Source organism: Leptospira borgpetersenii serovar Javanica, from assembly GCF_003046425.1.
Taxonomy (GTDB): Bacteria; Spirochaetota; Leptospiria; order Leptospirales; family Leptospiraceae; genus Leptospira; species Leptospira borgpetersenii.
The window spans coordinates 40,001-52,500 of the sequence record NZ_QAJG01000005.1 but is presented as its reverse complement, the minus strand read 5'-3'; the positions used below and the strand labels follow the sequence as shown (position 1 = coordinate 52,500).

The 12,500-nt window shown below is 38.9% G+C and carries 13 protein-coding genes (2 of these 13 running past the window's edge); 6 read left to right on the top strand and 7 right to left on the bottom strand.

Annotated features, from left to right (window positions below; translation table 11 throughout):
* The 4 genes from CLV95_RS05185 to CLV95_RS05170 all read left to right on the top strand — a co-directional run.
* On the top strand, positions 1-538 hold the 3' portion of the coding sequence (locus CLV95_RS05185) for a hypothetical protein (protein ID WP_002735950.1). It extends 8 nt beyond the left edge of the window; 538 of the gene's 546 nt are visible here — the last part of the coding sequence; its start codon lies off the left edge, out of view; the stop codon is at positions 536-538.
* Positions 539-602: 64 nt separating this feature from the next.
* Positions 603-1,700 (top strand): ATP-grasp domain-containing protein, encoded by a 1,098-nt coding sequence (locus CLV95_RS05180; protein WP_002736041.1) that lies wholly within the window; start codon positions 603-605, stop codon positions 1,698-1,700.
* A gap of 271 nt (positions 1,701-1,971) precedes the next feature.
* Positions 1,972-3,270 (top strand): adenylate/guanylate cyclase domain-containing protein, encoded by a 1,299-nt coding sequence (locus tag CLV95_RS05175; RefSeq protein WP_002735987.1) that lies wholly within the window; start codon positions 1,972-1,974, stop codon positions 3,268-3,270.
* Positions 3,271-3,289: 19 nt separating this feature from the next.
* Complete coding sequence (locus CLV95_RS05170; protein ID WP_002725131.1) at positions 3,290-4,168, top strand: alpha/beta fold hydrolase; 879 nt, start codon at positions 3,290-3,292, stop codon at positions 4,166-4,168.
* Positions 4,169-4,257: 89 nt separating this feature from the next.
* On the opposite strand, the gene CLV95_RS05165 is transcribed toward CLV95_RS05170, so the two are convergent.
* On the bottom strand, positions 4,258-5,205 hold the full coding sequence (locus tag CLV95_RS05165) for a fumarylacetoacetate hydrolase family protein (protein WP_002725124.1): 948 nt from the start codon (positions 5,203-5,205) through the stop codon (positions 4,258-4,260).
* A 475-nt stretch (positions 5,206-5,680) separates the two neighbouring features.
* Between CLV95_RS05165 and CLV95_RS05160 the strand changes: the two genes are divergently transcribed.
* Entirely contained in the window at positions 5,681-6,391 is a 711-nt protein-coding gene (locus CLV95_RS05160; RefSeq protein WP_002724980.1) for a fatty acid desaturase CarF family protein, read from the top strand.
* On the opposite strand, the gene CLV95_RS05155 is transcribed toward CLV95_RS05160, so the two are convergent.
* Both CLV95_RS05155 and CLV95_RS05150 read right to left on the bottom strand, forming a co-directional pair.
* Positions 6,363-7,208: an LA_0991 family prenyltransferase-like protein gene (locus CLV95_RS05155; RefSeq protein WP_002725066.1), complete on the bottom strand. Its 846-nt coding sequence runs from the start codon at positions 7,206-7,208 to the stop codon at positions 6,363-6,365. The two genes, CLV95_RS05160 and CLV95_RS05155, sit on opposite strands and share 29 nt — an antisense overlap.
* 13 nt (positions 7,209-7,221) lie before the next feature.
* Complete coding sequence (locus CLV95_RS05150; RefSeq protein WP_002725037.1) at positions 7,222-8,250, bottom strand: mechanosensitive ion channel family protein; 1,029 nt, start codon at positions 8,248-8,250, stop codon at positions 7,222-7,224.
* 376 nt (positions 8,251-8,626) lie between these two features.
* Between CLV95_RS05150 and CLV95_RS05145 the strand changes: the two genes are divergently transcribed.
* Complete coding sequence (locus CLV95_RS05145) at positions 8,627-10,150, top strand: YceK/YidQ family lipoprotein (protein ID WP_080595530.1); 1,524 nt, start codon at positions 8,627-8,629, stop codon at positions 10,148-10,150.
* Between the two features lie 129 nt (positions 10,151-10,279).
* Here the strand turns inward: CLV95_RS05145 and CLV95_RS05140 are convergent, their stop codons facing one another.
* The 4 genes in view from CLV95_RS05140 to CLV95_RS05125 are tightly spaced (at most 18 nt apart) and all read right to left on the bottom strand, a layout consistent with a single transcriptional unit that may run on beyond the window.
* Entirely contained in the window at positions 10,280-10,864 is a 585-nt protein-coding gene (locus CLV95_RS05140) for an energy transducer TonB (protein ID WP_002725097.1), read from the bottom strand.
* Complete coding sequence (locus CLV95_RS05135; protein WP_002735964.1) at positions 10,864-11,283, bottom strand: ExbD/TolR family protein; 420 nt, start codon at positions 11,281-11,283, stop codon at positions 10,864-10,866. Before CLV95_RS05135 ends, CLV95_RS05140 begins: the two co-directional genes overlap by 1 nt.
* A 2-nt stretch (positions 11,284-11,285) precedes the next feature.
* Positions 11,286-11,705: an ExbD/TolR family protein gene (locus tag CLV95_RS05130; protein ID WP_002736049.1), complete on the bottom strand. Its 420-nt coding sequence runs from the start codon at positions 11,703-11,705 to the stop codon at positions 11,286-11,288.
* Between the two features lie 18 nt (positions 11,706-11,723).
* On the bottom strand, positions 11,724-12,500 hold the 3' portion of the coding sequence (locus tag CLV95_RS05125) for a MotA/TolQ/ExbB proton channel family protein (protein WP_002735995.1). It continues 48 nt past the right edge of the window; the window shows 777 of its 825 coding nt (coding positions 49-825); its start codon lies beyond the right edge, outside the window — the gene reads right to left on this strand; its stop codon occupies positions 11,724-11,726.

Genomic DNA, 12,500 nt, shown 5'->3' with positions numbered 1-12,500 from the left:
TCTACAATACAAAAATATTCAATATACGTTCAACCAACTTGCCGACTTTTTATCCATCGTAAGAGAAGAGGAATATTCGAAAAGTATTGCTCAATCGGCAGGTTTAAGTGTTGGAAAACACGTTCGTCATTGTATCGAGGTTCTGGAAAATTTGACCATCGGACTTGAAATTTCGAACGTATTTTACGATCGAAGAAAACGAAATCCACTTTATGAAACTTCCCCTCTTGCCGCCAGAGATAAAATTTTCGAGCTATTAGGAAAGCTCGAGCAAATTGACGAAAATAAAATCATAGAACTTGCATATCTTATCGATCCGAACACGGGACTAGAAGGAAAAACCGTAACTAATCTTAAGCGAGAGTTTTTATATGTTCAGGATCATACGATTCATCATATGGCGATTATCAAACTTTATGTGGAGTACTTCTTACGAGATGTGTCTTTACCGGAAGAATTTGGAGTTGCTCTATCGACTCTCCAATTTCAGAAAAAATTCAATACCAAAGATACAGAGACTAAAAACTCCGAAACATAGGGATACACCTTGGAAAATTCGTGCAAAAGGATCTCCTTGAATCCTCCGGTTTTAAATCTTTTCAATGGAAGTCTTGGGTCTCTGGACAAAACTTAAAATTACTTTCTGGAAAATACGGATTAAAAAATTAATTCGACCTGAATTTTGGCCAGCTTGGCTCTTTTACGCTCCGATTGTTCCTTATATCGTTTATCTAACGGTTCGTTACAAGGGATTCGGAACGATTTGTGCGGCCAATCCGGGGATTCCTCTCGGAGGTTTGATCGGCGAATCCAAGGAACAAATTTTGAAAAGTATAGATTCCGAACATGTATTGAAGTTTTTAAAAGTACCCAGAACCGAATCGGGTCTACTAAAGGAATTCGAATTCATAAATCGAAATACGTTTAAAAGAAAATTCGAATTTCCTTATATACTTAAGCCGGATGCCGGCCAAAGAGGTTCCGGGGTTAAACTTATAAAAAGCAAGGATGAGATCCTTGAGTATCTCAAAAAAAACCATGTGGACTTGATCTTACAGGAGTATCATCCCGGTCCACAGGAGGCCGGAATTTTCTATTATCGTTTTCCGAAAGAGGAAAAAGGAAGGATTTTATCAATTACAAGAAAAATTTTTCCGATTCTTGAGGGAAACGGAAGGGACAGTTTGGGAAAATTGATTTTAGAACATCCTAGATTTCAATACCAGTGGAAAGTCTTTCGCAAAAGGCATATTAGAGAATGGGAGATCGTCCTTCCCAAAGGAGAAAAAAGAAGGTTGGCCGAAGCAGGGAATCATTGTCAAGGTACTCTTTTTACGGACGGAAGTTATTTAATCACGGAAGAACTCACCCAAAAGATTGATCAAATTTCAAGAACGTTTTCCGGATTTTATTTCGGAAGATACGATATTCGTTATCGATCCGATGAAAAATTGAAAATGGGAAAAGAATTCGGAATTGTGGAATTGAACGGAGTCACCTCCGAATCCACGAATCTTTATGATCCAGATTTTTCTCTTTGGGAAATGTATAGGATTTTGTTCAAACAATGGAATTTGCTTTTTCGAATCGGCTCTGAAAATCGGGAACGGGGAATTCCTAAAACGAGCTTAAGTGAAATTATAAAAACCGTAATTCGTTTTTACGTAGGCAATCGAAAGATAAACGATCTATCGGATTGAAAAAGTTCGTCATGTCCGTTTGTATAATTGTGGGTTTTAAATCGAACTGATGATTTGGAAATGTTCGGGACACAGTGATCGTATTCCGAAATACTTCCGAAAGAACATAAGGCAAAACTCGAAAATTAAGATGGTTTTTGTTTTGAGTCGTTTGTTGGAACAATTGGACGAGTAAGTTTTTGAATTGTTTAAAAATTGAAAGTATAATTTGCGAAAATTGCACGATGGCAAAAAGATTTCGTTTCAAGTCGTGAGTAAATGAGGGAGAATCATGGGTGATAAAGTTCTTAAGATCGTTTATTTTATGTTTGGAGACCCTAAAAAAAAATCTCTCGAACATAGACTTTTCAATACGGTCGCGTTCGTAAACGGGGCTTTGAACATTTTCGGCGCCTTCTCTTCCTTTTACTTGGAAAACTTTATGGTGATTTTTCTTCTAAATTTCATTTCAGGAATTCTTCTCATAGGAATGTATTTTCTTTCGAGAATAAGGAGCATCTACTATTCGTTGTTTTGGCCCTTTAATTTTATCATTCTCGTTTATCTTTCTTCTATGTGGTTCTTTAACGGAGGTTCGGTAGGAGGTAATCATTACTATTTCATTCCCGCTCTTGTAATTGCTACGATTTTACTTAGAAATCATAACGTTTGGATCGTCTATTTGGTGTATGCCGCCGTGAGTGTGTTTCTGTATGGAATCGAATATTTCCATCGAGATCTCGTTAAAATGTACCCGAATGATGTTGAACGTTACCTGGACGCGGGCGGGAATTATTTATTCGTTCAGATTTTAACCGGACTTTTGATTTTCATCCTGACGAGAAATTTGAACATAGAAAGAAAAAAATCGGATTCGCTTTTGCTTAGCATTCTTCCCGAAACTGTTGCGGAAGAATTAAAGAAGAACGATTTCGTGGTTCCCATACGTTATGAGAGTGTTACGGTGCTTTTTACGGACATGGCTGGATTCACGAAAATCGCAGAAACGATGTCGCCGGAGGAATTGTTAAACGAACTCGATCTTTTTTTTCGGAAGTTCGATTCCATCATTAAAAATCACGGAATGGAAAAAATCAAAACGATCGGAGACGCCTACATGGCCGCAGGCGGACTTCCCCTTGTAAATAAAACCCATTCCATAGACGCGGTGTTATGCGGGCTTGAATTCCAAAAATTCATGCGCCTCAAAAAACGAGAAAGAGAAATCGATCATCAACCCTATTGGGAGCTTAGACTTGGGATACATACAGGCTCGGTGGTTGCCGGTGTGGTTGGAACCGAAAAGTTCGCCTACGATATATGGGGAGATTCGGTCAATACCGCAAGTCGTATGGAAAGTTCCGGAATTCCCGGAGAAGTGAATATCTCAAGTGAAACTTACGAGAAGATTAAGGATTTTTTTCTTTGCGAACACAGGGGGAAAATTAAAGCGAAAAACAAAGGTGAAATCGACATGTATCTTGTAAAAAAGATCAAGGAAGGGTTACACGATCCTCAGGACGAATTAAAACCCAATCAAACTTTTCTCGGACTTTATACTCAGGTCCAAAAAGGTGAATTTTCCCCTTGAATTTTTGGGATTCCCTTATATGTCGTTGACTTCAGGCATTTTCTTTTTCACTTCGATGTGGCTTTTTCTTTCGGGAATTTCCTGTTCTATACCGGAAGATCTCAAAAAAGAGCCGGAAGAGAGTCTAATTCGACTCAAGGGGGCCGGAACAAAACTTCGGGAATTTTATTTAGATGCGGAAGGAAAGAGGATTTACGGGGTTGCCGTAGGCTGTAAATCGAATAATCATAATATTTTAATATTTATACACGGTTCCCCTGGAGGATGGCAAAATTACTCTTGGTATTTAGGAAACGAAGTTTTAACTGCAAAATACTGTATATTGGCTCTGGATCGACCCGGCTTCGGAAAATCGGAACCGAAAGAAGGGATTCCGGACGTTGAAAAACAAGCTTATATCTTAGGAAAAGCGATCCGTAATTTTTTAAATGCGATTCAGATATCCGAAGAAGCGAGAATTTTACTCGTAGGACATTCTTACGGAGGCCCGATCGCGGCAAGAATCGTTATGACTTCCACATACAAAGTTCATGTTCTTATTCTGCTTGCGGCGCCTTTGAGTTCAAAGGAAGAGGAAATCCGTTGGTATAATAAAATTGCGGACTGGAATTGGGTTAGAATCTTATTGCCGATAGAGATCAAAAATAGCAACGATGAAATGCTTCCTCTCAAATCCCAACTGGAAGTTTTGGAAAAATTCTGGAAAAATATTTCTTGCAGAACGATCTTGGTTCATGGAAAGAAAGATTCCTTGGTACCTTTTCAAAATTTAGAATTTTTTAAAACTCAAGTTCCGCAATCACAACTTACTACAATCGTATTAGAGACAGAAGGTCATTTTATCCCCTGGACTCAAAGAAAATTTTTAGAAAGTATATTTTTAGAAGCCGTTCGATAAGCCGGTTTTAAAGTAACGTGAGTTCGGCTTAACAAGAATTTTATGCGGATATCGATCGAAGTAATATATCTTAAAAGTGTTGGCCGGATTTACTCTTCCACGACGTTCAAAATTTGTTCTCCTAAATCGATTCTAAGATCAGGAGTTCGAATTGTGGAACGTACGATGTCTCCCGGACGTAAATACTGAATCCGTTTTTCTTGGTTCTTGACAAAAAGCTCCCATTTTTTCTTTTCAGGTAAGAGACTTGCGATTTTTTGAATGAATTTTCCTGGAGCACGAAGCGCACATCCGGAAGGTGTTCCCGTTAATAATACATCTCCCGGAGATATATTACAAAATTGTGATAGTTCTAAGATACTTTCTGCGGGCTTAAAAACGAGATTAGTGGCGGTGTCCTTTTGTCTTATTTGGTTGTTTACAAGAAGAGTCAACTCTAAGGAATCCAACAAATTAAAATCTTCCGGATCTAAAACCGTAAGATAAGGACCTGCCGGACAAAAGGTTCGATACGATTTTCCTTTATACCATTGCATCTGAGGAAGTTGAATGTCTCTTGCGGACACGTCGTTTGCCATAAAAAAGGCCGCTACATATTCCTTGATTCGTTTGGAATCGAGTTTTAAAGTCGAGTCGAAAGCCTTGCCGAATACGAGACCAAGTTCGATTTCATAATCTAAAAGTTTTACATGAGAAGGACGAATGATCTTTCCCACCGGGGGAGAAAGGGAGGCATCCGATTTTGTAAAAAATAGGTTGTATGTCTTATCGTCGGGATCGAGTCCTGATTCGATTTGATGTTGTCTGTAATTGGCTCCTTGGCAAATAATTTGGCAAGGTGCAGTGATCGGGGATAGGATAAAAACATCTTGGACGTAAATCGGTTTTTGTTTCGAGTTTTTCCTTTTTTTCTTTATAGATTCCAAAAAATCTTTTGTGGTGAAATTTCCGCAATCTAAAGGAAAAATCTTATCATCTTCGATTTTTCCCCATTCGATCGAATTCTTTTTGCAAAATCGTACGTAGTTCTTTGCCATGAAGGGTTTTCCTTAAGGATATCATTCACCGTATTTGTGAAAAATTGAGTATTTTAAAATTGCCGGTTAGAATCAAGAAAATCAGTCACATATGAAAAATTTTTAAAAAGCTTATTGGAACGTGAGTTCGGCATCATAATGAATGTGAAAGTGGTTGTAGTGGAAATTCCGTTTGGATATCGGGTATTAAAAACCAGTCTCAAAAGCTGAAGAAAAATGTCCCAAACGATCCGAATTTTTATGTTCCTGATACCTTTCGATGAGTTGCCTCGCAAGGCCCTAAAAGGTGATTTTGTATAGGGGAAAGTGCCGGAAGAAGATCGCGGGGAGTATCGAAAGAAAGAGGATTCATTTCAAACAAAAGAGAAAGTGTGAGCTGCTATAAAGTTTCATTTTTTTTTCAAATCAAGGCTTCCTTTTCGGAAAAAATCTCGCCTGAATTCTTATCTATAATAAGAATACATTAGACAGTCGCATGCAAACAGAATCAACTCAACTTCAAAAACCGGATTTAACAATTTATAGAATTTTCGAGACATTGAGCGTCATCGCTTTTGTTCTTCTTTCGATTTATCTCGGTTATCAACTTGTCGGAATCTTTTCGAACGTGTTCGTATCTCATTTTTATTTGGTACCTTTGGTGGTTTTGTTTTCTTGGCTCGGGGCTGATTTTATTTCGGGATTGGTCCACTTTTTAGGAGATAGTGTAGGTTCTGAAAAGACTCCTATTTTCGGACCTGCGTTTATTTTTCCTTTTAGAGATCATCACGTTGATCCGAAGGGAATCACGAGACATGATTTTATAGAAACCAACGGAAACAATTGTTTGGTTTCTTTGCCTATTTTAATATATTATGTTTTCTTTTGGGAATCGAGCGGCTTGTTAAGTTTCTTACTCGCCGTGTTTTGGTTCTTTCTCCTTTTGGGAATTTTTGCGACTAATCAGATTCATAAATGGGCGCACCAAGATTCCCCTTTCGTGTTTATACGAACTTTACAAAAATATAAACTGATTCTTGGTCCGGAACATCATAAGATCCACCATACTTTTCCCTACGATACGTATTTTTGTATCACGACGGGTTGGTTGAATCCGATTTTGAAGTTCTTGAGGTTTTACGAAAGTCTTCGCTGGATTTTAAGAATTCCTTCTCCTGTCAAATTAGAAACAACTTCCGAAAAATGACGGGTAAACAAGCGAGGATAAAATAACCTTCTCCTAGGATTCTGTAAATCTGATTTTTTTGAAAAGAATTTTCGAAAATAAGAATATTTACCGGTATCCAATAACCCGAACTCAGATAAAAAAATTCGGGAAAAATCGATCCGTGGTTTTTTCCGATCCAAAAGAGATTCAATCCCATTCCGATGAAGGATAATACGAAGACGGATTTCCTTAAGTTTCCGGGTGAAATTTGTTTCAGGATCGATTCAGCGTTTTCTTTTCGATCGACTTCTCTTTCCATATAAGAATTTACGAACGAATTGCAAAGTGCGGTTAAAAAAAATAAGCAGCAAGGAAGCCAAATTTCCGATCGGGTTTTTGTCGTGGATAGGATTGGACCGAACCAAATTCCTGCTGTGTAAAGAATCGATACGGAGCATTCTTTCCAGAAGAAGGAAATTTGAAGATAGGAAAAGAGAACGTGCAAAATTACGAAAATTCCTATAATTAGGGCGACTACAACCACCCATTCTCTTAAGAATAGGATTCCGCAAACAAGGCAAAGGATTGCCGTAAAACCGGTGATAACGCTCAAAGATATTCTATTTTTGTAATGAAATTTATGCCTTTGGTTCGCGCTTTTCTCTTTTAGTTTCCAGCCGTCGATCAGGTGGTCGGAGCTGTAGATCACCCAAACCGCGGCCGGGAGCAAGAGCCAGAACGCCGTCCTCATATTCGTATTTAAAGTGGAAGAAGCGAACCAAGCGGAAGCCATCGCGCCGCAGATGATGTCGATACTTAAAACATTCCAATAGTAGAATATTCTTTTGAAGTTCATTTTTACTTTTGTTCTAAAGGCGAAGTTCGATTCCTTCTTTTTGAAAACGGGAATACAGAAGTTTAATGAATTCGTGTTGGATCGGAAATTGATCCGTAAACTCGTGATAGGGGAGATCGATTTTGAAGTTGACCGAATTTTTGTCGAACTTTTGGTAAGAGAAGGAAACCTCTTTGGTCGAAGAAGACCCGTAGAATTTTTTTAAGACTTCATTTCCGATATCGACAGCCATAGATTCCACTTTTTCCAAGTCTGTTTGATAAGCGACACCGGCTTCGATCTGAATCGAAAGTTCTTTGGTGAGTAGGTCGAAGTGCGTGAACACGGAAGAGGCCATGACAGAGTTTGGAACTACGATCGTACTGTTATTGAATCTGCGGATTTTTGTACTTCTCCAGGTAATATCCTGTACATGACCTTCCATTCCTTCTCCCTGCAAGCGTACATAATCCCCTTTCTTAAGTTGTTTTCCGAATAAAATGTTTAAGCCCGAAAATAAATTTGAAAAGGTCGGTTGTAAACCGAGAGCAACCGCAAGTCCTCCGACTCCGAGTGCTCCCAGGATCGGCGCGATCGGGATACCAAGAGATTGAAGTATCAATAAAACTCCTACGGCAAATAAAACGATCCGAATTACGTTGTTGATAATCGAAGCGGAAGAAATGAGTCCTTCCGTTTTTTCGGAATAGGCTTTGAGCCCCGTTGAAAACAGATGAACGAAAGAAAAAGTCAAAAGGATGATTGAAAGAATTCGGTAACTTAAAAATACGAATTCTTCGGAACCTGAGGGGAGTTTTAGAAACTTTAAAAACAAAAAGGTTCCGAATAGAAAAAATAATAAACGGACGCTTCTTCTGCCCGCTTTATAGAGGGGATGCGAATGTTGAAGTTTATTTTGAAAGAAAAGTTCGGAGAGTTTTGGAACGATTCTATCCCCGAATATATAACCGAATAATAATACGAAAAGAAAAATCCCGACTGCTCTTCCTAATTCTAAGATGAAATCTTTGGAGATCCAGGTTTGAATTTCATTCCAGTCCATAGAGAACAGTTTTTATCTAAATTAAAATCGCGCAAGATTAAATCGTTCGGTTTCATTTCGATGTAAGCGTTCAGGATTTTAAGTCCGAATCGTGTCGGTTTTGTTCAAACCCAAGTCTTCGATCTGAATTTTAGATTGACGAAAGAGAAAACGTTTTTACTTTCTACGGAATTTAAGAAAGATGAAGAACAAAAAGGTCCGTTGTCGAACCTTCATTCCGATTCGCGGGATTTTGAATCTGATTGATATGAAATTCGATTCGAAAAAACTCTTTTGAAATTTGAGAAGTCGTTTTTTGACTTCCCGTAAAATAAGCGAAGTCCCTAAAAAATCCTATTGTCCAAATATTACGAAAAATACAATTCCGGGTTCTTTTATGTTTTTTAAAATCTTTGTGTCGGTTTTAATCCTATTACAGTTGAGCTGTAATACTACGGCTGCTATTGTATATACTTTTCAGGGGAAAGAAAAAATTTATCCGTATTCCGGAACAGCGCTTGCTCTTGAACGTTTTATCTGGGAGACACATCCCCCTAAGCCGTTTTCAAAAGGTTTTTGGGACGTGCTTATTTTTATCGACCTTCCTTTTACTCTTGTGTTCGATACCATCCTTTTGCCGTTAACTTTTCCCTATTATTTATATATAGAGTCCGGCGCGCCTGGTTCTGAAGAATGGTATTATAGAAAATGGAAAAAACGACTTTATACTTTTATAGCAAAGAATTCTTCGCGCGACATTTTAAGTTTGGCTTTGAAAGACAGGAGTGGTGGATATAGAACTGGATTGTTAAGGTCTATTTCATATCTGGAGAGAAACATTCGGAATTTACAGAAGGAAGGAATTACTCTCAATAAGGATTTAGAGTATTTGATGTCAATTTCGTCTAACGGCCAAATGGATCCGGAGCTGCAATTGAAACAGCACGTTGAAATTGTAGGTATAATCTATGAACAATTCAGAGATAAAGCTACGTATGAGGAAACTTTATGGGAAGAATATTTTGAAATCGTATGGAAAAATCATTTTTATCAAGGAGTTCTTGTCCGTAATCCGGATTTTTTAAGGAATATTTTGCATGAATTTTCAGATGAAAAAGACGCTGAGATTTTATTCAAAGAGTTTGCCACGTTCTATTCGGATTCGGAAAAGCGCTACTCCCGCGATGGACGACTAATTTATGATAATCTAAGGTCTAAATTTTCTTCCGAATCTTTCAAGGCCCGTTCAGACTTAGGGCTTCCGAAAACGGATCAAGAATTTTGGAAATATCAAATTCAAATTTTATTGGAATTCGATGGAATGATTCGCAAAGATTTTCCTCATTTAAAAAAAAATTTGGATCCGATTTGGACAGAAGCGATTTTATCCGGAGTAGTCTCTTATTATCGTCCCGCTTTGGAAAAAGCGTTTCAGAAGTTTCCGAAAGAAACAAAAGCCTCTATTGGAAATTTATTTAAAAAAGCGATAGATAGCGATAATCCCGATTCCATAGAATTTATCGCGAGATATATTTCTGATCTCAGTGTATCTTTTACATCCCATCGGGATGTGCTCCTTACCGTTCTTCGGTCCCCTAAGATACTGGAAAGACTACTACAAGCGGGACTGGATCCGAATCGGATCTATGAATTTAAAGAAAATGTATGGGTTATTAACGGTCGCCGGATCGAAGGGATTGAAGAAGAGTCTTTTTTGATTTTTTGTTTAAAGGACGATAGGGATACGTCCGTAAATTCGTTGCAATTATTATTGAAACACGGAGCCAAAGCGAACTTAGAGCCGGTCAAACGATTGTTCGGAATAGATCCTAACGCCGTTTTGAAATATGATTCCTCCGATCATTCGCTTCATTCCCGTAAACGTAGGATACTGGCGGAATGGATGAAAAACAACCCTTAAAATACGCGTCAAAACGCGCGCGAATACCGGTTTGTAAAATAATATTCAAAAAATACAATGTGTTTACAAAGGCTGATATTCGCCCAGACTTTCTTATATAGAATTCACGTTGATTTAAACTTGAATATATTAATAAAGGCTAAAGCGAACCGGAATGAGAACTTTTACCGTGATCGGTTTTCCGTCAAGAACGGAAGGGGAATATCTTTTCTTATAGAAGGCGTCTATTGCCGCTTCTTCTAGGCCGAACCCGAGGGTTTTTCCGACGGACCGAACTCTTAGTACTTGTCCATTATCGGCAATGATTAACTCAAGAGTGGAAGTTCCAGCGATACCGGCGGATCTGGCTTCCGAGGGGTAGTCGGGAACCACATTCGGTGTCAGATCCACGGGAGTTGTCGCTCCCGAAATGATCGCGTCTTGTGCTCCCGCGATTCTAGGATCTTCTTTCTTTTTAATCGTATCGGTTACTTCGAATTCTCCGTCGTCTGCCGCTTCTCCGACGTTCGGTTCTTGTATAATTAAATTGTCAACGAACGCTACCTCGTCTATGAGCCGATCCAATCGATTGAACTCGATGGAAGGTGTATACCAAAAAAATAGGACGAACATTTGAAGGAGAAAGGAAACGGATAGGAAGAACTCCACCCGATATCGGTCGATCCACTTCCGGAATTTTCCTTTTTTAAGAGCGGCGATTTTGAATCTTTCCATCAATCAAAGCCCCCGCCTTGTGTTGTCTTTGTGACGAGAGAAACTTTCAATGCTCCGATTTCCTTTAAGAGTTCGAAGGTGTTGTCCAGTTCGGCGTAAGATAAATTCTTATCGGCGTGAATCAAAACCTTAAGATCGGGAGTCGTTGTTAGTTTTGCTCTTACGTGATTGATCGCTTCGTTCAGAGGCATTCTAACCTGATTGAAGTAGACCGCTTTGTCTCTATCTGCGCTGAGATATAAATTTGCGATTTTTTTGTTTAACTGTTCTCCACCCGGAACGTCCGGTAGGACGATTGGTAGGTCCGGATCCGTGTCTAAAACGGAAGTAACCATGAAAAAAACCAAAAGTAAAAAGGCGATATCCGCCATCGAACTGACCGGAATCGAAGGAGGATTTTTTTTCTTCTTTAAACTCATATTTATTTCAGCCTTTTTACCGAGATTTGTTTAAATCCTCGGATTTGCACGACGGATAATGCATCCAGCATATTACCGTATTTTGTTTCACCCGTAGTTTTGATTAATGCGACTTTGTTTCCTATGTCAGGAATTTCCATCAGATTGAGCTCTTCTCTGAAATCCGTTAGGTTTCGATATTCTTTCGTTCCGATCGATTTATTCTTCATCTTAACTAAATCCCCTACGATCAGAATCTCGTAGATGTTTTCTCGAAGGACTAAAGTCGGATTGGAATTTTTTCTGGGAAGCTGAACGTTCAATCCTTCTTTTACGAAGAATACCGCTGTTACCATAAAAAACACCAGTAAGAGAAATGCGATATCCGACATCGAAGATGCCGATATTTCTTCTAAATTGCGTTTCTTTTTGATTCGGATCATAAGTGGTTGATAAAAGGTTTAAACCTTTTGAGAATTCCTTTTTAAGAATTCCTTATAAATCCTGTTGGCTGCTTCTTCAATTTCGGAAGTAAAACCGTCGATTCTGGAGGTTAGGTATTGATGGAACGTCATTGCTGGAATTGCTACGATTAAGCCTGCCGCCGTCGTAATCAATGCTTCCTTGATTCCGCCGGCAACCACTTTTGCGTTTACTTGGTCTGCGTTGGCGATTGCGTCGAACGCGTTGATCATACCGGAAACCGTTCCTAAAAATCCGATTAAAGGGGCAATCGTGGAAACCGCAGCAAGAATTACGAGTCCTCTTTCCAAAACCGTAATTATTTCCGCGGCTTCTCTTTCCACACCTTTTGCGAAAATTTCAGCGTCTCCGGAAGATACGTCGATTCCGCCCGAAAGAATTTGAGTGATTTTGTAGTCTTTTCTTTCGTCAAAAAAACCTTGGACTGCATCTAAACCTTTCGCGTCCATGGTTTCTCCCAAATCGATATTATAACCTTTCGGAAGAAGTTTTGCCGTTGCTAAGAAATAAATTCGTTCAAAGATGATTCCCAAAGCGACAATCGAAGAAAACGCTAACGGGTACATAGTCCAACCGCCTAGAAGAAAAAGATCCACAAATCCCCAACTTTTATCCGTTGTTTGAACGGGTGTTTCGGTTTTTGTTTCTTGAATTGTCGGAGTGGATGCAGGTATTTCCGTCTTGGTTGCTTCCGAAATTTTATTTTGTGCGAATAATACGGACGTGGAAAAAGAAATGAGTCCCGAGATGATCAG